The organism is Kitasatospora sp. NPDC056138, from assembly GCF_042264695.1.
Taxonomy (GTDB): domain Bacteria; phylum Actinomycetota; class Actinomycetes; order Streptomycetales; family Streptomycetaceae; genus Kitasatospora.
Genome location: NZ_JBHJVK010000004.1, coordinates 40,966 through 60,972, shown reverse-complemented (window position 1 = coordinate 60,972; position 20,007 = coordinate 40,966). Strand labels below are relative to the sequence as shown.

At 72.9% G+C, this 20,007-nt stretch carries 16 protein-coding genes; 10 read left to right on the top strand and 6 right to left on the bottom strand.

Features of this window, described 5'->3' with window-relative positions; genetic code table 11:
- Positions 1–11: 11 nt before the first annotated feature.
- From ACFC1R_RS04265 to ACFC1R_RS04255, 3 genes are all read right to left on the bottom strand, one after another.
- Positions 12–773, bottom strand: coding sequence for a hypothetical protein (locus ACFC1R_RS04265; RefSeq protein WP_375932409.1), 762 nt, complete (start codon positions 771–773; stop codon positions 12–14).
- Positions 774–1,014: 241 nt separating this feature from the next.
- Complete coding sequence (gene dacB / locus ACFC1R_RS04260; RefSeq protein WP_375932406.1) at positions 1,015–2,631, bottom strand: D-alanyl-D-alanine carboxypeptidase/D-alanyl-D-alanine-endopeptidase; 1,617 nt, start codon at positions 2,629–2,631, stop codon at positions 1,015–1,017.
- Between the two features lie 367 nt (positions 2,632–2,998).
- Positions 2,999–3,325: a hypothetical protein gene (locus ACFC1R_RS04255; protein WP_375932403.1), complete on the bottom strand. Its 327-nt coding sequence runs from the start codon at positions 3,323–3,325 to the stop codon at positions 2,999–3,001.
- A 154-nt stretch (positions 3,326–3,479) separates the two neighbouring features.
- Here ACFC1R_RS04255 and ACFC1R_RS04250 point away from each other — a divergent pair, with 154 nt between their 5' ends.
- Genes ACFC1R_RS04250 through ACFC1R_RS04240 form a run of 3 tightly spaced genes read left to right on the top strand, consistent with a single transcriptional unit; the run spans position 3,480 to position 7,397 of the window.
- A complete protein-coding gene (locus ACFC1R_RS04250) occupies positions 3,480–5,816 on the top strand; it encodes an FHA domain-containing protein (RefSeq protein ID WP_375932400.1) in 2,337 nt (778 codons plus the stop codon).
- A gap of 25 nt (positions 5,817–5,841) precedes the next feature.
- A complete protein-coding gene (locus ACFC1R_RS04245) occupies positions 5,842–6,369 on the top strand; it encodes a hypothetical protein (RefSeq protein WP_375932397.1) in 528 nt (175 codons plus the stop codon).
- An 8-nt stretch (positions 6,370–6,377) separates the two neighbouring features.
- Positions 6,378–7,397 carry a serine/threonine-protein kinase gene (locus ACFC1R_RS04240; protein ID WP_375932394.1) on the top strand — a complete coding sequence of 340 codons (1,020 nt, stop codon included), beginning with the start codon at positions 6,378–6,380 and terminating at the stop codon, positions 7,395–7,397.
- Positions 7,398–7,569: 172 nt separating this feature from the next.
- Here the strand turns inward: ACFC1R_RS04240 and lysA are convergent, their stop codons facing one another.
- A complete protein-coding gene (lysA, locus tag ACFC1R_RS04235) occupies positions 7,570–8,934 on the bottom strand; it encodes a diaminopimelate decarboxylase (protein WP_375932391.1) in 1,365 nt (454 codons plus the stop codon).
- 236 nt (positions 8,935–9,170) lie between these two features.
- Positions 9,171–10,523 (bottom strand): streptophobe family protein, encoded by a 1,353-nt coding sequence (locus ACFC1R_RS04230; protein WP_375932388.1) that lies wholly within the window; start codon positions 10,521–10,523, stop codon positions 9,171–9,173.
- 832 nt (positions 10,524–11,355) lie between these two features.
- On the opposite strand from ACFC1R_RS04230, the gene ACFC1R_RS04225 reads away from it, so the two are divergent.
- On the top strand, positions 11,356–12,615 hold the full coding sequence (locus ACFC1R_RS04225; protein ID WP_375932385.1) for a DUF6777 domain-containing protein: 1,260 nt from the start codon (positions 11,356–11,358) through the stop codon (positions 12,613–12,615).
- A 14-nt stretch (positions 12,616–12,629) separates the two neighbouring features.
- Positions 12,630–12,848 carry a DUF2277 domain-containing protein gene (locus tag ACFC1R_RS04220; protein ID WP_375932382.1) on the top strand — a complete coding sequence of 73 codons (219 nt, stop codon included), beginning with the start codon at positions 12,630–12,632 and terminating at the stop codon, positions 12,846–12,848.
- A gap of 205 nt (positions 12,849–13,053) precedes the next feature.
- On the opposite strand, the gene ACFC1R_RS04215 is transcribed toward ACFC1R_RS04220, so the two are convergent.
- Entirely contained in the window at positions 13,054–13,800 is a 747-nt protein-coding gene (locus ACFC1R_RS04215; protein ID WP_375932379.1) for a FadR/GntR family transcriptional regulator, read from the bottom strand.
- A 232-nt stretch (positions 13,801–14,032) separates the two neighbouring features.
- On the opposite strand from ACFC1R_RS04215, the gene ACFC1R_RS04210 reads away from it, so the two are divergent.
- The 5 genes from ACFC1R_RS04210 to ACFC1R_RS04190 all read left to right on the top strand — a co-directional run bounded on the left by ACFC1R_RS04210 (position 14,033) and on the right by ACFC1R_RS04190 (position 19,909).
- Positions 14,033–15,586: an amino acid permease gene (locus ACFC1R_RS04210; protein WP_375932376.1), complete on the top strand. Its 1,554-nt coding sequence runs from the start codon at positions 14,033–14,035 to the stop codon at positions 15,584–15,586.
- Positions 15,583–16,941 (top strand): glutamine synthetase family protein, encoded by a 1,359-nt coding sequence (locus tag ACFC1R_RS04205; protein ID WP_375932373.1) that lies wholly within the window; start codon positions 15,583–15,585, stop codon positions 16,939–16,941. Before ACFC1R_RS04210 ends, ACFC1R_RS04205 begins: the two co-directional genes overlap by 4 nt.
- Complete coding sequence (locus tag ACFC1R_RS04200) at positions 16,938–17,657, top strand: gamma-glutamyl-gamma-aminobutyrate hydrolase family protein (protein WP_375932370.1); 720 nt, start codon at positions 16,938–16,940, stop codon at positions 17,655–17,657. Before ACFC1R_RS04205 ends, ACFC1R_RS04200 begins: the two co-directional genes overlap by 4 nt.
- The gene (locus ACFC1R_RS04195) at positions 17,654–19,027 is read left to right on the top strand and encodes an aldehyde dehydrogenase family protein (RefSeq protein ID WP_375932367.1); all 1,374 of its coding nucleotides are present in this window, start codon (positions 17,654–17,656) and stop codon (positions 19,025–19,027) included. Before ACFC1R_RS04200 ends, ACFC1R_RS04195 begins: the two co-directional genes overlap by 4 nt.
- Before the next feature lie 114 nt (positions 19,028–19,141).
- Positions 19,142–19,909 carry a 3-oxoacyl-ACP reductase gene (locus tag ACFC1R_RS04190; RefSeq protein ID WP_375932364.1) on the top strand — a complete coding sequence of 256 codons (768 nt, stop codon included), beginning with the start codon at positions 19,142–19,144 and terminating at the stop codon, positions 19,907–19,909.
- Positions 19,910–20,007 lie beyond the last annotated feature (98 nt).

Below are 20,007 nucleotides of genomic sequence, written 5' to 3'. Positions count from 1 at the left end.
GCGCGGACCGGTCAGCCCGAGCCCGAAGCCGTCGCCTCCCCGTCGGAGAAGGTCCGCCGCCCGCTCCGCTCCCGCCCGCTCCGCTCCCGCCCGCTCCGCTCCCGCCCGCTCCGCTCCCGCCCGCCCCGCTCCCGCCCGCCCCGCTCCTGCCCGTTCCGGTCCCGCTCGGGTACAGGCGCCTGCTCGGGCACGGGTGTCCGAGTGATCCCGACGGCGAGGACCGTCGACACCGAGGGCAGGTCGTCCTCGCTCGCCTGGTGGCCGAAGCAGGTGATCCCGGCCCTGCCGCGCCAGTGGGGATCGGCGCAGACCAGGCCCTCGGGGTACGCGGGATAGCCGTAGCAGTCCACGTAGGCGGACCGGCGCAGGTAGGTGCGCCGGTACACGCCGTCGCCGTTGGCGGAACCGTCGTCGTTGGTGTTCCCGGCGATCACGGTGATGGTGTCCTCGTCGTACGCGATGCAGATGCCGGTGTGCTCAGCGCCGGGCCCGTACGGGTTCCCGGGGGCGCCGAACAGGACCTGCGCACCGATCGCGGGGTAGACGGAGAGTCTGCCGCGCCGCTGGAACCAGGCCCGGGCGGCCGGGCAGGAGGCGGTGTCGGGGAAGACTCCGGTGTTTCCGCTCTCCCTGGCGACGGCGGAGACGAAGTCCGCGCACCACGACTCGGCGGCGCGGCCCATCTCGGCGGAGAAGCGGTTGCTGTTGCCGGGACCTTCGCGGTAGCCGAGGTAGCCCCTGGCCGTTTCGATCATGCGCCGTGCACCGGACATGCTTCCTCCCAGGGAGCCGGGTGAAGAGCGGAAATGGACCGAGCCCTGCCAACGAGTGTCGGCAGGGCTCGGCTACGGCTCCAGCATCGTTCCTGTCAATGCCCGGAAAGAGTGATTCCGACGGTGACGGCTGGACGATCTGGCTTGACGACCGCCCGACCATCCGGGCCGGTGCGGCGCCTGGGCAGGTGATGCGTGCGGGTCAGGTGCGCTGGTCAGGTGCGCTGGTCGGGCGTGCGGGTCAGCAGCGGCCGAGGGTCTCGCACTCCTCCCAGCGGGTGGGCGGCACCTCGGCGGACCGGTCCGAGGGCGCCGGTTCGGATGCGCTCCGCTGCGCGGGCACCTTGCCGGACGGGGCCTTGCCGGACGGGGCCTTGGCGGGCCCGGCGGCGAGGCGGACGGCGATCGCGTCCAGGACCGCGCGCGGGCGGCCGGCCGCGTAGTTGTTCACCAGCACCGTGAACGCCAGCTTGCGTCCGTCCGGCGCGGTGGCGTACCCGGAGATGTTGTCCACGCCGCTCATCGAACCGGTCTTGGCGTGCACGTTGTTGGCCGCGGCGGTGCCCTGCATCCGGGCCGCCAGGGTGCCGCCGACCATCCGGGCGGGGTTGCCGGCGATCGGCAGCGCGTCGTACCAGCTCTTGAACCACGGCTTGCCGGCGGCCACCTTGAGCAGGCCCGTCATCTTCCCGGCGGTGACCAGGTCGTAGCGGGACAGGCCGGAGCCGTCGACCTGGCGGCCCGCCGGGTCGGCCAGGCCGTTGGCCTTGAGGAAGCCGGTGATCTGGTTCACCCCGGCGGCCCAGCTGCCCTGCCCGCCCTTGACCTTGCCCATCTCCTTGGTCAGGTGCTCGGCGATGCCGTTGTTGCTGAGCTTGAGCAGCGGGGGCATCAGCTCGGCGAGCGGACGCGAGTCGTGTCCGGCCAGCGCCTTGGAGGTCTCGCGGCCGGTCGCCGCCGCCACGCCCTTGCCGACGGTGACGCCGTGCCGGGCCAGCGCGCCCGCGAAGACCTGGCCGGTGTAGCGGGTCGGGTCCTCGACGGTGGCCAGGAAACTGGCGGGGGTGCCGCCGGCCGGCACGCTGCCGGTCAGCGCCAGCACGTTCAGGGCGCGCTTGCGCTGGACGTCCGCGCTCTGCGCGCTCCCGGCCGCACCGGTGGTGATCTGCCCGCTGAACTTCATCGGCGCCTCGGCCGGGAACAGCGAGACCTTGGCCGCCTCGCCCTCCTTGCCGGGCGTGACGGTCACCTTGACGGTGTCCATCACGTACTCGCTGTCGGTGGCGATCGTCAGACCGGAGATCTGCGGGCTGTAGGAGTACGGCTCGTCGTCCCAGGACCAGCCCTGGCCGAGCGGCACGTTGTCGTACCGGCTGCCGTCGGCCAGCAGCCGGCCGTTGACCTTGGTGATCCCGGCGGCCGCCACCTTCGCGGCCAGGTCCTCCAGGTCCTGCGGCAGCAGGCTCGGGTCGCCGCCGCCGCGCAGCACCAGGTCGCCGTTGAGCACGGAGCCCTTGCGGGTGCCGGTGGTGCGCACCTCGGTGGTGAACTTGTAGTCCGGGCCGAGCAGGTCGAGCGCGGCGGCCGAGGTGATGGTCTTCATGGTGGACGCCGGGGTGAGGTAGGCGTCGGACTGGTGCTGGTAGACGACCTTGCCGGAGCTGAGATCGACGACCTGGACCCCCGTCTCGTCGCCCGCCATCACCGGGTTGGCGAGGATCGCGTCGAGGTCGGCGGCGAGGGTCGGATCGGCCGGTGACGGAGTGTCCGCCTGGGCGGCACCCGCCAGCACGGAGGCGGCGAGGGCCACGGCAGCAAGGGGCAGCGTACGGCGGTGCAGGCGCGTGGGCAGAGGCAAGATCGCTCCATACGTCGGGGTACGGCGAGGCGCACCCGAACCCCACCGCACCGGAGCAGGGCGCGGCCGAGTCGCAGGCCTCCCACAGACCGGTACGGAGCGGCCGAAAGCCCCCCGCTTGTCGTCAGGCGCAAACTATCATCGGACGGTCGGTCAGATGATCGCCAAACCGTCGGATCCGGCGCGGTGCCGGAACACCGGCACCACCGACCTCCACGCCGCCGCAAGCCGAAAGGTCTCACCCGTCCGGAAGGCTCCGCGGACCCGCCCGCACGCTCCGCGAACCTGCCCCAGCCCAGCCCAGCCCAGCCCAGCCCAGCGCGGATCGGGTCTGCTCCGGCCCGGTTCGATCAGGTCCGTGGCGACCCTAGTGGGGAGCCTGCTCCGGGGCCTGTGCGCCGCCCCCCGCCTTCACGGCGTTCACCATCGACTGGTGGATGTTCCGCGCGGTCGACTCGTCCTCGGCCGGCACCGGACTGCCCTGCACCGTGAACCAGTCCAGCGCACCCGAGTACTGCACCGTGCACCTGGCCTCCCCGTCGATCCACATGGTGTGCACCGTGAGATCCCCGCTGATCGCGCCGATCTCCTTGGTCAGCACCCCGCCCCGCCCGGACAGGATCCCCTGAGTGGTCCAGGTGGCCCAGGAGACCGCGCTGCCGACCGGCGATTGACCCTGCTGCTCGTCGCTCATGCGCCTATCTTCCCCCGGTAGGCCGCCCCCCACCCGGCAGCGACACCACCGACTGCCTCACCCGAACGAGCCGCCGCCGCACCCGAAGGGCCGAACCCCGGACACCCCGGCGGCCCAGCGGCGGCCACCCGCACGGAGGTCTAGCATCAGGAGCATGGGACAGCGACCCGTCGCGTCCACCGCGCCGCAACTGGTGCTGGAGACCGGCGACAGCTCGCAGGTGATGAGCCCGAGCTGTGAGTACCACGTAGGACGTGACCCCGCCGGAGAGATCGTTCTCGACGACCCGAGGGTCTCCTGGCACCACGCCGTGCTCCACACCGACGACGGCCACTGGACACTCGACGACACCGAAAGCACCAACGGCACCTGGACCGGCGGACGGCGGGTCCACCACCTCGACGTCGGGCCCGGCACCACGCTGCGCTTCGGCAGCCCCGACGACGGACCGACCGCGACCCTGCGCGCCGTTCCGACGCCGACCGCCGTCGCGCAGACCACCTCCGGGCTCACCTCGATCACCGGCTCCACCCGGGCACCGACCACCATCCGGCACCTGCCCGCCCGGATCGTCCGGATCGGCCGGGCCACCGACAACGACCTCGTCGTGCCCGACCTCTCCGTCTCCCGCCACCACGCGGAGCTGCGCGCCACCCCCGATGGCCGCTACGAGATCGTCGACCTCGACAGCCACAACGGCACCTACCTCAACGGCCAGCCCGTCCAGCAGGCCCAGGTCGGCGCCAGCGACCTGGTGGGCATCGGCCACGCCATGTTCTGCCTGGTCGGCGACGAACTCCAGGAGTTCGTCGACACCGGCGACATCGACCTCGACGTCGAGGGTCTGGTGGTCACCGTCACCGACGACCGCCGGCTGCTCGACGGCATCACCTTCCCGGTCGCGCAGGACTTCCTGGTGGCGGTCGCCGGACCGAGCGGTTCGGGCAAGTCCACCCTGCTCAACGCACTCACCGGGCTGCGCCCCGCCGACCAGGGCAGCGTCCGCTACGACGGCCGCGACCTCTACCACGACTACGCAGAACTGCGCAGCCGGATCGGCGTCGTCCCGCAGGACGACATCCTGCACACCCAGCTCACCGTCCGCCGCGCCCTGGGCTACGCCGCCGAGCTGCGCTTCCCCGGCGACACCGCCGCAGCCGAACGCGCCGCCCGGGTGGAGGAGGTGATCGGCGAACTCGGCCTCGGCAAGAGCGCCGACCTGGTCATCGCCGACCTCTCCGGCGGCCAGCGCAAACGCGTCAGCGTCGCCCTGGAGCTCCTCACCAAGCCCTCGCTGCTCTTCCTCGACGAGCCCACCTCCGGCCTGGACCCGGGCATGGACCGCTCCGTCATGCAGATGCTGCGCGACCTCGCCGACGACGGCCGCACCGTCGTCGTGGTCACCCACAGCGTGCTCAGCCTCGACCTCTGCGACCGCCTGCTGATGCTCGCCCCCGGCGGCCGGATCGCCTACTACGGCCCGCCCGGCGAGGCCCTCGAGTACTTCGGCTTCAGCCACTGGCCCGAGGCCTTCGAGGCCTTCGAGAACGACACCGGCCGCGACTGGGCGGGCGACTACCGGGAATCCACCGCCCACCGCCGCTACATCGAGTCCGCGATGCACCGGCCGGGCGGGGAGGCACCGCCCACCGCACCCCCGGTGGCGCCGCCGCCCCCGCAGGGCTGGTGGTCCCAGCTCGGCACCCTGGTCCGCCGCTACAGCGCCGCGCTGGCCACCGACCGGACCTTCCTCGCCGTCATGATCGCGCTGCCCTTCGTGATGGGCGCGATGGCCCGTGCCCTGGCGGGCAGCAAGCTCACCGCGAGCGGCGCCACCAGCGCCCTGCTCATCCTCTGCGTCGGCGCCGTCCTCACCGGCGCGGCCAACGCGGTGCGCGAACTCGTCAAGGAACGCGCCATCTACCAGCGCGAACGAGCCGTCGGCCTGTCCAGATCGGCGTACCTCTGCTCGAAGATCGTGGTCCTCGGGACCGTCACCGTGATCCAGTCCGTGGTCCTCACCCTGGTCGCCCTGATCGGGGTACGGCTGCGCCCGCAGGGTGGCAGCGGCGTACTGCTGCCACCGCTCGCCGAGATCACCATCGCCGTCGCGCTGCTCTCCTTCACCGCCATGATGCTCGGGCTGGTGATCTCCGCCCTGGTCCGCCGCGAGGAGGTGACCATGCCGCTGCTGGTGCTGCTCGCCATCGTCCAGGTGGTCTTCTGCGGGGCCCTGCTCACCCTCTACAACGTGCCCGTGCTCAACCAGCTGTCCTGGCTGGTGCCCTCCCGCTGGGCGTTCGCCGCGATGTCCGCCACCGTCGGCACGCCCGAGATCGCGCCCGGTACGCTCACCGCCGACCCGTTCTTCGCCCACCGTGCGGGTACCTGGCTGCTCGACCTGGGCGCCCTGGTGGTGCTCTCGGTGATCTTCGGCATCGTGGTGGTCCGGCTGCTGAGGCGGCACGAGCCCGCCGTCATGCGCCGGTAGCCGGACGGGTCCACAGGAGGCGCCGATGAGCAGCCCGTACCACCCCGACGGCCCGGACCGGGATCCGCACGCGTTCCGGCCCACTCACGTCGTCCCCGAGGACGGCCTGCCGACCTGGGCCGGTCCCGACCCCTCCCGGCCGAGCGCCCGCCTGGACCCGCTGCTGCCCGTCCGGCTCACCGACACCAGCGGCAACTGGGCCCGCATCGTCTGCGCCAACGGCTGGAGCGCCTGGGTCGACGGCCGACTGCTCGTCGCCCTTCCCAACCGCCCGCCGGGCAGCGTCCAGCCGCTCGGCAGCACCGAGGACCCCCGGCCGCTGCTCGACGCCCTGGAGCGCACCATCGCCGCCTACCGCGACCTGGTCGACCGGTTCGCCGCCGGCCACCTGGACCTGGACACCTTCCGGCGCCAGGCGGGCGCGCTGCGGGTCGGCGCGGTGATCGACGGCCCGTCCGCCTGGCTGCTCGACCTCGATCACGGCCGTTGGTACTACTGCGACGGCACCCGACTGCAGACGTACGCCGCGGTCGAGCCGCCCACGACCGGATGACGGACCGGATGAGCACCGCCGCCTTCGAGGACCTGACCGGCCGCCAACTGGCCGGCTACCGGCTCGGGCCGCAGATCGGCCGGGGCGGGATGGCCGTCGTCTACCGGGCGGAGGACCTGCGGCTCGGCCGTACGGTCGCGATCAAGCTGCTCCCGCCGGAGCTGGCCCGCAACGACGTCTTCCGGCAGCGCTTCGCCCGTGAGTCCCGGGCCGCCGCAGCCATCGACCACCCGCACATCGTCCCGGTGTACGAGGCGGGCGAGGTGGACGGCGTGCTCTACATCGCCATGCGCTACGTCGCCGGACGCGACCTGGGCGTGCTGCTGGACCGGACGGGCCCGCTCGCCGTCCCCCAGACGGTGCGGATCATCGCCCAGGTCGCCTCCGCACTGGACGCCGCCCATGCCCACGACCTGGTCCACCGGGACGTCAAACCCGGCAACATCCTGATCGCCGAGGGCCCCGACGCCGAACGCCCGGAGCACGCCTACCTGACCGACTTCGGCCTCACCAAGAAGTCCCTCTCGCTGAGCGGGCTGACCACCGCGGGCCAGTTCGTCGGCACGCTCGACTACGTTGCCCCCGAGCAGATCAGTGGCCGCCCGGTGGACGGACGCTGCGACCTCTACAGCCTGGGCTGCGTGGTCTTCGAGCTCCTCACCGGCGCCCCGCCGTTCCGGCGCGAGGACGACCTCTCCCTGCTCTGGGCCCACCTGAACGACCCCGCGCCGCTGATCACCGCGGCCCGGCCCGAGCTGCCCGGCGCGCTGAACGCGGTCCTCGTGAAGGCGCTCGCCAAGACCCCGGACCAGCGCTACGACAGCTGCCTCGGCTTCGTGGCGGCGCTGCGGGCCGCCGGGGAGTCCGGAACCCGGGCGGCCGTCCCGGTCATCACCACACTGCCCAGGGCGGTACCGGCCCCCGAACCCCCGCCGCAGCCCGAACCCGAACCCGGTGCCGAGGCCGTACCCGTGCCGCCCGCATGGGCCTGGCCGGTCTTCGGCGCCGGGGCCGGTACCGCCGACTGACGGGCCGACCGGCCCACCACGGCGGGCCCGGAGCCACGGCCGGCCCGGAACCCATGGTCAGGCTGCTCAGGGCCGGGCTGCGCAGGGCCGGGCTGCGCCGCCTCGGCGTCCGGCCGGGAAGGAGCCCCCGGTCGTCCGGTTCACCCGGTCGGAGTGCGCCCGGCGTACCGGTCTACCGGCCGACCTCGCGGGCCTGGAAGTCCTCCACCGTCTCCCGGCGGATCAGCAGCCGGGCGCGCCCGTCGCGGACGGCGACGACCGCCGGGCGGCCGACCAGGTTGTAGCCGGAGGCCATGGACAGCTGGTACGCGCCGGCGGCCGGTACGGCCAGCAGGTCGCCCGCACGCAGGTCGGCGGGCAGTTCGGCGGCGTGCACCAGGACGTCGCCGGCCTCGCAGTGCCGGCCGACCACGTCGATGACGGCGGGCGGGGCACCGGAGACCCGCCCGACCAGGCGGACGGCGTACGAGGAGCCGTACAGGGCGGGGCGCGGGTTGTCGCTCATCCCGCCGTCGACGGCGGCGAAGGTCCGGCCGTCGGCGCCGTGCTTCACCGACAGCACCCGGTAGAGCGCCACGGCGGCCGGCGCGGCGATCGCCCGGCCCGGCTCGACGAGCAGGCGCGGGACCGAGAGGCCGTGCTCGGCGCACCGGGCGGCGAGGTGCCCGGCCACCCGGGCGGCGAAGTCGGCGAGGTCGAGCTCCTCCTCGCCGGGGCGGTAGCGCACGCCGTGGCCGCCGCCGAGGTCCAGCTCGGGGAGTTCGACGCCGTGCCGGTCGCGGATCTCCGCCAGCAGCCGGACCAGCCGGTCCAGGGCGGTCAGGTAGGGCTCGACCTCGGTGATCTGGGAACCCAGGTGGCAGTGCAGGCCGGCCAGTTCCAGGCTGGGCTGGGCGAGTACCCGGCCGACCGCCTCCGCCGCGTCACCGCCGGCGATCCCGAAGCCGAACTTCTGCCCGTCGACCCCGGTCCGGACCGCCGCGTGATGCCCCGCCGCGATGCCCGGCAGTACGCGGACCAGGACCCGCTGCGGGGTGTCCGCGATGGCGAGTGCGGCCAACCGGGGGATCTCGGCGAGGCCGTCGATGACGATCCGGCCGACCCGCAGCCGCCGGGCGAGCCGGAGTTCCTCGGGGCTCTTGGCGTTGCCGTGCAGCAGGATCCGCTGCGGGGGGAACCCGGTCGCGGCCGCCAGCCGCAGTTCGCCGGCCGAGCAGACGTCCAGGCCCAGGCCCTCCTCGGCGATCCAGTCGGCCATCGCGCTGCACAGGAACGCCTTCGCCGCGTACAGCACCTGGGCCTGCGGCAGTGCGCTGCGGTAGGCCCGCGCCCGGGTCCGCACCTCGTCCTCGTCCAGGACGTACAGCGGGGTGCCGAACCGGTCGGCGGCCTCCGCCAGGCCGACCCCGCCGACCAGCAGTTCGCCGCCGGTCCCCGCGCGGGCGGAGGCGGGCCACGGGCTGCCGGCCGGTGGCCCTTCGAGCACTCGGCCCGGACGTTCGGCGGGGGCGGCGACGGCGACCTGGGTCTGGGACATGGCGGACGGCTTCCTTCCACGCGCGACGCGGGCCCCTGGCACTTCGGCCCGCCGTCCCAGTGGATGCCCGCCGAAGCCCGGCCGCACCGGGCCTTGACGCGTGGCCTACGCGGATCGCGCCGGCTTTGACGACACCCTGACAGTGCCGGGGCGCCCACCGGCCCCGTACGGCGGCCCGGCCCCGTAGTCGGGGTCCACAGCTCCGGGGTCCTCGACGGCAGGGCCGGAACGGCGGATCAGGTGGGCCCGGTCCGCCGGGGCCGGCCGCGGGTCAGCAGGCCGCCGAGCAGGCCGGCGACCGCACCCCAGAGGACGCCGAGCGGCACGGTGACCAGCAGGTCGGGGCTGAGGTGGAGGCCGCCCGCGCCGCTGTCCAGGCCGAGCAGGGACAGGCCGAACTCGGCGGAGACCGTGGTGAGCAGCCCGATCGCCAGCATGCCGACGGCCAGCGCGACGGCCAGGTTCAGCGCGTAGCGCCACAGCGGCAGCCGGTCGGGGGAGTGGAGCGCGGCGCCGACGCCGGTGAGCAGGACCATGACCACGGCCAGCGCCAGCAGCAGCCAGCTGCGGCCGTCCTGCTGGGAGAGTGAGGACAGGTCGAGGGTGACGTCCCTGGTCCGGGACGCCCGAAGGACCGAGGCCAGCGGCTCGGGGACCGGCAGGCCGATGGTGCCCGCCGAATGGCCGTGCCAGGAACCGCCGATACCGACGCCGAGCGCGATCCAGGCGAGGTTGGGCAGCGCGAGCAGCAGTACCGCGATGGTGTCGCGCGGATGACCGTCGGTGGCGGCCGAGGCCAGCCCGGCGACCAGGCCCACCAGGACGTACCCGGTCAGCAGGGTCAGCACGGCGTGTCCGGCCGGTCTGACGGTGGCGTGCAGGCGCAGCAGGTGCCTGGGCAGCGGCGCGCGCCGGGCGATCAGGAAGGCCAGCAGCAGTACCCCGCAGAGCCAGGCCAGCCCGATGCCCACGGTCGCCGCCGGGGCGGCCCGGAAGCCCACGGTCGGTGCGCCGCCGAAGATGGTGCCGAGCTGGTCCAGCAACGAGTCGCCGGTGGGAACGGTGAAGGTGTGCTGGGCGAACTGCCGTACCAGGAGCAGCAGAGCGAGCCAGAGCAGTGCCGTCCGGACGGCGCGTCCGGCCAGCTCGACGGGCCCGACGAGGGCGCGGTGCCGGAGCGGACGGAGGAAGACGGCGCCGGCCACCAGCGCTCCGACCAGGGTGACCGACAGCGGCAGGCCGGTGATCCCGCCCCGGGCCTGGGCGACGAACGCGGCGGTGCCCGTGAGGTCGAGCGGCACCCCGACGGCCAGCAGCACGGTGGCGGCCACCACGTACGGGAACGCGCCCTCCGGCAGCGCACCGGCCCCGGCTGCCCAGAGCCCGAGTGCGGCGACGGCGGCCATGGCCACCAGCGGGGCGACCGCAGCGGCCAGCGCCTCTGCCCAGAGCCGGAGTTGGCGGCCGGCGGCGCTCTCCGCACGGCCGGGCGGGGGCTGACCCGGTACCGACTCGCCGGCTGTGGACCGGCCGGGCAGCGGCCGGTCGGGTGGAGGTTGGTGACGCGGAGGTTGGTCACTCGGCTGCACGCGGCCTCCCGACGAGCGTGTGTCCCCCGGCACGGGCTTCCTTCCGACTGTTCCAGCTTCGGCCACGTCGCGGGCATCGGCGACCGCTCGGAGGGACCCGGGGTGATCCGCCAGCGGTTGCGGGGTGCTGAGTGGACCAGCAGAGAATGAGGGCCGGGGAGGAGTCCGGCGGACAGGAGCCCGGCGGACGGACGACGAGGACGGACGAGAGGACCGACGAGGCGAGCGAGGCGGAGCGAGACGGGGGGAGACCGGCCAGCCCTGGAGGATTCCCGTGACTTCCCAACCGCCGCCCCCGGAGGGGCCCGACGGACGTCCTGACCGGCACGCCGGCGGGCCGCCGGACCAACCGGCCGCAGATTCGCCGACCGAGTCGTCGGACGTGCCGCCGGCCCTGCCGCCGAAAGGGCGCTCGACAGGGCGTTCGGCGGGGCGCTCGCAGGGACGGCCGCATGAACCGACGCTGGCAGGCCCGTACGGGCCGCCGACCGGTCCGGGCCGAGGAGCGGGTACGGGATCGGGTGCGGGGACGGGGGCCGGCGAAACGCCGTCCGAACCCCCGTCGGGGCCGCCGTCCGAACCGCCGTCCGGACCCCCGTCCGAACCGCCGTCCGGACCCCCGTCGGGGCCGCCGTCCGGGCCGCTCGCGGGGTCGGGTGCCGGGTCCGGCGCTGGGACTGGGGCCGAGTCGGGGCGGCCGGGAACCGAGACCGGGGCCCCGGCCCCGGCGAGTCGCGCGGCTTCCTCGGGGCCGCCGTCCGGGCCGCCGTCCGGGCCCCGTTGGCTGGCAGGCTTCCCCGGCGGACCGGGACGTCGCCGCAAGCCCGGGCCCATGTGGAGCAGAGGCCGGACGATCGCCCTGGTGGCGGCGGTGATCGTGGTGGCCGGGGCGGTGACCTTCGTGCTGACCAACCGCACCACCGGAGGCAGGGCCGCCGCCTCGCAGGTGGTGCTGCAACCCGTGAGCGCCGAGGGCCCCGACCCGTTCACGGGCTCGGTCGCGACGCAGCCGACCGCGCCGTCGCCATCGCCGTCCGGGTACGGGAGTTCGGCGGCCGCAGGAGGCTCCGCGACGGTGACCGCCTCGGTGGGTACCAGTGCCGGCCTGTCGGTCCAGGGCACCCGGACGGGCCTGTACGGGGGCAGTACCTCGGCCGACAGCTGCGACGTCCCCAAGCTCGCGGGCTTCCTCGCCTCCGACACCGCCAAGGCCCGCGCCTGGGCGGGGGTGGAGGGCATCGAGCCCGGTGCGATCGGCACCTACCTGCAGACGCTGACGCCGGTCGTCCTGCGGGCCGACACCCGGGTCACCAACCACGGCTTCAGCAACGGCTCGGCGACGGCGTTCCAGGCCGTGCTGCAGGCGGGTACGGCGGTCCTGGTCGACGCCCACGGCTCACCCAGGGTCCGCTGCGCCTGCGGCAACCCGCTGCTGCCGCCGGCCCTGACTGCGAGGCCCAGTTACCTGGGCACGCCCTGGCCGTCCTTCCGGACCCAGACGGTCGTGGTGGTGATTCCGGCGCCGAGTCCGGTGCCGCAGCTCGTGGTGGTGGACCCGTCCAGCGGCGCGTCGTTCGCGAAGCCGGTCGGTCCCACGGGTGCCGGCACCGCCACCGGTCCGGCCACCGGCAGTCCGCCGGTCACGGGTGCGAGCACTCCGGGCACGGGCGGGAGCACGAATCCGACGGCAGGTGCGAGCGCGAGCCACGGCACGAGTGGGGCCACCGGCCCGGGGACGGGCAGCCCGGGTGAGACCAGTCCGGGTGTGACGAGTGCGAACACGACCGCTCCGAGCACGACCGCTTCCCACACGACGAATCCGGGGACGACGAATCCGGGGACGACGAATCCGGGGACGGCGAGCCCGGGGACGGCGAGCCCGGGCACGACGAGCCCGGAGACGACGAGCCCGGAGACGGCCGGCGGCGGCAGCACCGGGCCCGGTGAGGCTTCGAGCGCCGAGCAGATGCCGAGTGGACTCCCGACCTCGACCGCGCTCCCGAGCCTGCCCCCGAGCCCGGCCCCGCCCCCGAGCACGGGCCCGAGCGCCCCGCAGTCCGGCTCCGGCCGGACCGGTTCCCGGTGGGGGTGAGGGAGACTGGGAGCATGTGTCGGAGTATCAAGACGCTGCGGCCTCCCGTGATGCCCGAAGTCACCCGGGAGGACATCCACGCGGCGGCGTTGCAGTACGTGCGGAAGGTCTCCGGGTTCCGGGCGCCTGCCGCACACAACCAGGCGGTGTTCGACCGAGCGGTGGAGGCGGTGGCCGAGGCCACCCGCGAGCTGCTGGACGACCTGGTGGTCCGCGGTGCGCACACCGGCTGACCCGGACGGACCAGGACGGCCCGCACGGACCAAGGCGACCCGAGGCGACCCGAGGTGAACCAAGTCGACCCGAGGCGGATCAGGGCGGATCAGGGTGGCCCACGGCAGACCGAGGCAGGCCGGGGCAGACCGGCACGCCCCGGGGGCGTCAGGGCTCACGCAGCCGCGCCCGCCGGAGTTCCGGGACGGCGGCACGGGCGATCCGTCAGCCCAGGAACCCCCGGAGCAGTGCGGCGGTGGCCTCCAGGTGCTCCTCCGTCGCTCGCCGGGCGCGGTCGATGTCGCCGGCCAGGATCGCCTCGGCCATCGCGCGGTGCTGCTCGGAGGCGTTCTCGATGTTGCGGTCCAGGATCGGGATGGCGTTGAGCAGGTCGTTGAGCCGCATCCGGATCTCGGCGACGCCTGCGGCGAGTGAGTGGGAGCCGGTGAGTTCGGCGATCGCCAGGTGGAACCGGGAGTCGAGCTGCCGGTACCCGGCCGGAGTGGCCTGCTCCAGGTCGGCCAGACGGCTGCGCAGGTGGTCGACCTGATGCTCCGTCAGCACCCGCCTGGCGGCCTGTTCGGCGGCGCCGGTCTCCAGGACCATCCGGTAGGTCAGCGCGTCCTCCAGCTCGGCGCCCATGTGGCGGACGGCGCGGCGGAGTTCGCCGAGGTCGGGCGGCGGCTGGCGGTAGGTGACGAAGGTGCCGCCGTAGCGGCCGCGGCGTGATTCGACGCAGCCGGCCTGCTGGAGCGAGCGGATCGCCTCGCGCAGCGTCTCGCGGCTGATGTTGAGCCGGGTGGCGAGCTCGCGTTCGGGGGGCAGCCGGTCGCCGTGCTCGAAGACGCCGAGCTTGATGGCCTCCAGGAGCCGCTGGACCGTCTCCTCGAACGCGTTGCCGGTCCGGACGGGCCGGAAGATCGCGCCGCCCTGCCAGTCCGTGCGTATCTCGCGTCTGTCTTCCTGCTCCACACGGGCATCGTACCGAGGGAATCGCACGGACGGGCTCGGCGGACGGGTCGGATTCGGCCCGGGGGAGTTTTCCAGTACCGGTTCAACGCTCGCTCCTGCACGTCCTCTTGACGCGGTGGTGGCGAGGGGTGAACCATGCGCATTACGCCAATGGTCTGTTTCCGGGCCATTGGCGGCCACAGTGCCGTGGGCGCACGTTTCGGAATCCCCCACCGAACCCCCAGGGGTGCGCATGTCCTCCGACCACCACTCACCACATCCGCCCGCTCCCGCCGACGGCTCCCTGTCGGCGGACGAGCGGCGGCTCCGAGAGCTCGGATACACCCAGGAGTTGGCCCGCTCGATGTCGGGCTTCTCCAACTTCGCCGTCTCCTTCTCGATCGTCTCCATCCTCTCCGGCTGCCTGACCCTCTACGGCTTCGGCATGAACACCGGCGGTCCCGCGCTCATCACGTGGGGCTGGCCGGTGGTGGGCGCGATGACGCTGTGCGTCGCGCTCGCCATGGCCGAGATCTGTTCCAGCTACCCCACCGCCGGCGGCCTGTACTACTGGGCCGCCAAGCTCGCCCCCTCGCGTGGACCGGCGTGGTCGTGGGTCACCGGCTGGTGCAACTTCATGGGTCAGGTCGCCGTCACCGCGGGCGTCGACTTCGGCGCCGCCTCCTTCGCCAACGCTTTCCTCGAACTCCAGTGGGGGTACGCCTCCACCCCCGCCCACACCGTCCTGATCTTCGCGGTCATCCTGCTGCTGCACGGACTGCTCAACACCCGGGGCGTCCGGCTGGTGGCCGTGCTGAACAACGTCAGCGTGTGGTGGCACGTCTTCGGCGTCCTGATCATCGTCGGCGCGCTGCTCGCCATACCGTCCCACCACGCTTCCGCCTCCTTCGTGTTCACCCGCTTCGTCAACAACACCGGTTTCCACAGCTCGTTCTACGTGGCCCTGCTCGGCCTGCTGCTCGCGCAGTACACCCTCACCGGCTACGACGCCTCCGCCCACATGACCGAGGAGACCCACGACGCGGCCCGCTCGGGCCCCAAGGGGATCGTCAACTCGGTCGTGGTGTCGCTGGTCGCGGGCTGGATCCTGCTGCTCGGCATCACGTTCGCGATCCAGAACTACGACGGTGCCGTCAACAGCTCGACCGGGGTGCCGCCCGCGCAGATCTTCCTGGACGCGCTCGGCGCGAGCGGCGCCAAACTGCTGCTGCTGATCGTCATCGGCGCCCAGTTCTTCTGCGGGATGGCCTCGGTGACCGCCAACTCCCGTATGATCTACGCCTTCTCGCGTGACGGCGCACTGCCGGGATCGCGGATCTGGCACCGGATCGACCCGCGCACCCAGACGCCCACCAACGCCGTCTGGCTCGCCACCGGTGGAGCGTTCCTGCTCGGCGCCCAGGACCTGTGGAACGCCACCGCGTACGCCGCCGTCACCTCCGTCTCCGTCATCGGGATGTACATCGCGTACGTCATCCCGGTCTACCTGAGACTCCGTCAGGGTGACGCCTTCGAGCGCGGTCCCTGGCACCTGGGCCGCTGGAGCAAGCCCGTCGGTACGCTGGCGGTCGGCTGGACGGTGCTGATCTCCGTAGTGTTCATGCTGCCCACCGTCAGCCCGATCACGGTCACCAGCTTCAACTACACCCCCGTCGCGGTCGCCGTCGTGCTCGGCTCCGCCGGAATCTGGTGGCTGGTCTCGGCCCGGCACTGGTTCACCGGCCCCAAGATCCAGCAGGCACCGACCGAACCGACCGATCGGACAAGCGAATTGGAGCCACGATGAGCGGTACGCGACTCACCCTCGACCGACTGCGCACGCTCGTCGCCGCCGGCGAGGTGGACACCGTCGTCCTCGCCATGACCGACATGCAGGGCCGCCTCCAGGGCAAGCGGATCGCCGCCGAGTACTTCCTGACCGACGTCGTCCCCAACTCCGCCGAGGGCTGCGGCTACCTGCTCGCCGTCGACATCGACATGAACACCGTCGACGGCTACGAGAACTCCTCCTGGGACAGCGGCTACGGCGACTTCGTACTGAAGCCCGACCTGGGCACCCTGCGGATGGTGCCCTGGCACCCGGCCACCGCGATGGTCCAGTGCGACGTGGACAACCACGACGGCACCCCGGTCGCGGTCTCGCCGCGGCAGGTGCTGCGCCGCCAGCTCGACCGGCTCGCCGGATACGGCTGGAAGGCTTACGTGGGAACCGAGTTGGAGTTCATCGTGTTCCGCGACAGCTACGAGGACGCGTGGAACAAGGACTACCGGCAGCTCACCCCCGCCAACCAGTACAACGTCGACTACTCCATCCTCGGCACCTCGAAGATCGAACCGCTGCTGCGCCGCCTGCGCAACGAGATGGCCGGGGCCGGACTCACCGTCGAGTCGGCCAAGGGCGAGTGCAACCTCGGCCAGCACGAGATCGCCTTCAAGTACGGGGACGCGCTGACCACCTGCGACGACCACGCCGTCTACAAGACCGGCGCCAAGGAGATCGCCGGGCAGGAGGACTACAGCCTCACCTTCATGGCCAAGTTCAACGAGCGCGAGGGCAACTCCTGCCACATCCACCTCAGCCTGCGCGACGAGGACGGCGTACCGGTGATGCCCGGCCACGGTCCGCACGGCTTCTCCAAGGTGATGGAGCACTTCCTGGCCGGTCAGCTCGCCTGCCTGGCCGAGTTCGCCCTGCTGCTCGCGCCCACCGTCAACTCCTACAAGCGGTACGTGGCGGGCAGTTTCGCCCCCACCGCGATCGCCTGGGGACGCGACAACCGCAGCTGCGCCCTGCGGGTGGTCGGCCACGGCTCCTCGCTGCGCTTCGAGAACCGGGTGCCCGGTGGCGACGTCAACCCCTACCTCGCGGTGGCCGCCCTGATCGCCGCCGGACTGCACGGCATCGAACAGCAGCTGGAACTGGAGCCGGAGTTCACCGGCAACGCGTACGCCTCCGACGCCCCGCGCGTCCCCGCCACCCTGCGCGACGCCGTGGCCGCCTTCGAGCAGAGCGAAGCGGCCGGCCTCGCCTTCGGCAAGGACGTCGTCCGCCACTACAGCCATGCCGGCCGGGTCGAACTGGCCGCCTTCGACGCGGCGGTGACCGACTGGGAGCGGCGCCGCGGATTCGAGCGGCTGTGACCGGCCGCCGACCGCTGGTGGGGATCACCGGCTACCTCAGCGAGGCCGCCTGGGGCGTCTGGCGCCAGCCCGCCGCGCTGATCCCGCAGCTGTACGTGGACGCCGTCACCCGGGCCGGCGGCACGGCCGTCCTGCTCCCGCCCCAGTCGGACGGCGCCACCGACCTGGTGGCGCGGCTCGACGGACTGCTGCTCGCCGGCGGACCCGACATCGGACCCGCCCGCTACGGAGCCGAACCGCACCCGAGGACCGACCCGCCGCACGAACTGCGCGACGCCTGGGAGCTGGCACTGCTCGCCGCGGCACTCGACCGCGACCTGCCGGTCCTCGGCGTCTGCCGGGGCCTGCAACTGCTCAACGTCGCCCACGGCGGCGACCTGATCCAGCACCTGCCCGACCGGACCGGTGACGACGGGCACCAGATCGCCCCCGCGACCTACCAGCAGCAGGCGGTGACCGTCCGGACCGACAGCCGGCTCGGACGGATCCTCGGCAGCACCGCCAAGGTGCCCTGCTACCACCACCAGGCCGTCGGACGCGTCGGCGCCGGGCTCGACGCCACCGCCTGGAGCACCGACCGCAGTGTCGAGGCCCTGGAACGGCCCGACCGCCGCTTCGTCCTCGGCGTGCAGTGGCACCCCGAGGCCGACCCGGCCGACCTCCGACTCTTCGAAGCATTCGTCCGGACCAGCAGCCGCAAGGAGACCTCCGCATGACCGAACCCGACCTCTTCCAGGTGGTCGACCCGGCCACCGAAGAGGTGATCGAGACCGTCGCCATGGCGGGGATCGCCGAGACCGACGCGGCGATCGCCCGGGCCAAGGCCGCCTTCGACACCTGGCGGCGGGTCGGCCCCGCCGACCGCGCCCGGCTGCTGCGCGCCTTCGCCGCCGCCGTCGACGCCGATCTGGAGAACCTGGCGCAGCTCGAAATCGCCAACGCCGGGCACACGGTGGGCAACGCCCGCTGGGAGGCCGGCAACGCCCGCGACGTCATCGAGTACTACGCCGCCACACCCGAACGGCTCTTCGGACGCCAGATCCCGGTTGCCGGAGGCATCGACGTCACCTTCCAGGAGCCGCTCGGCGTCGTCGGCGTCATCGTCCCGTGGAACTTCCCGATGCCCATCGCCGCCTGGGGTCTCGCACCGGCCCTGGCCGCCGGCAACACGGTGGTCCTCAAGCCCGCCGAACTCACCCCGCTGACCGCGCTGCGGCTCGCCGAGCTGGCCAGGATCGCGGGCCTCCCCGAGGGCGTGTTCCAGGTCCTGCCCGGACGCGGACCGGTGGTCGGCCGGCGCTTCGTCACCCACCCGGACGTCCGCAAGGTGGTCTTCACCGGATCGGGCCGGGTCGGCCGGGAGGTGGCCGCCGGCTGCGCCGAGCAGGTCAAGCCGGTCACCCTGGAACTGGGCGGCAAGAGCGCCAACATCGTGTTCGCCGACGCCGATCTGGCGAAGGCCGCCGCCACCGCGCCGTACGCGGTCTTCGACAACGCCGGGCAGGACTGCTGCGCCCGCTCGCGCATCCTGGTCCAGGAGTCGGTGTTCGGCGACTTCATGGCACTGCTCGAACCGGCCGTCCTCGGCGTACGGGTCGGCGACCCGCGCGACGAGAAGACCGAGATGGGTCCGCTGATCTCGGCCGCGCAGCGCGACCGGGTCGCCTCCTACGTTCCGGCCGGAGCGCCGGTCGCGGTGCAGGGGCTGACGCCGGAGGGCCGGGGCTTCTGGTTCCCGCCGACCGTGCTCGCACCGGTGGACCAGGACTCGCCCGCGTTCACCGAGGAGATCTTCGGGCCGGTCGTCGCGGTGGTGCCGTTCCGCGACGAGGAGGACGCGCTGCGGATCGCCAACCGGACCGAGTACGGGCTCTCCGGATCCATCTGGACCCGGGACGTCGGCCGGGCACTGCGGGTGGCCCGCGGGGTGGATGCGGGGAACCTCTCCGTCAACTCCCACTCCTCGGTGCGGTATTCGACCCCGTTCGGTGGCTTCAAGCAGTCGGGTCTCGGGCGCGAGCTCGGACCCGACGCGGTGCTCGCCTTCACCGAGACCAAGAACGTCTTCATCTCGACCGACGACTGAACCGACGACTGAACCTACCACTGCACCGGCGGCTGAACCGGCGGTCGACCCGACCACTGCACCGATTCACTGCACCGACGACTGAAGCGAAGAGCGAACCGAGGAGTGAGCAGCATGACCCAGCGACTGACCGGCCGAGTGGCCGTCATCACCGGCGCGGGAAGCGGCATCGGACTGGCCACCGCGAAGCGGTTCGCCTCCGAGGGCGCCAAGGTGGTCTGCGTCGACATGAACGAGGACAGCGGACAGAAGGCCGCCGCGGAGGTGGGCGGCCTGTTCATCCAGGCGGACGTCACCGACGAGGACGCCGTCCGGGAGATGTACGCCACCACCGTGCGCGAGTTCGGCAGCCTGGACATCGCCTTCAACAACGCGGGCATCTCGCCGCCGGACGACGACTCGATCCTCACCACCGGTCTGGACGCCTGGAAGCGCGTCCAGGAGGTCAACCTGACCAGCGTGTACCTGTGCTGCAAGTACGCGATCCCGCACATGCAGCGGCAGGGCAAGGGGTCGATCATCAACACCGCGTCCTTCGTGGCGGTGATGGGCGCGGCGACCTCGCAGATCTCCTACAGCGCCTCCAAGGGCGGAGTGCTGTCGATGTCAAGGGAGTTGGGCGTCCAGTTCGCGCGTGAGGGCGTCCGGGTCAACGCCCTCTGCCCCGGGCCCGTCAACACGCCGCTGCTCCAGGAGCTCTTCGCCAAGGACCCCGAGCGCGCCGCCCGCCGACTGGTCCACATCCCCCTGGGCCGGTTCGCCGAACCCGAGGAGATCGCCGCTGCCGTCGCCTTCCTGGCCAGCGACGACTCGTCCTTCATGACGGCGAACACCTTCCTGGTGGACGGCGGCATCTCGGGCGCGTACGTGACCCCGCAGTAGCGGACGGCCCCGGCCCCGGGCCGGGTGAGGACGGTGGGGACCGTTCTCACCGGCCCGGGGCCGGGTGACGCGGTGACGCGGTAGCGCGGCGGTGTCGT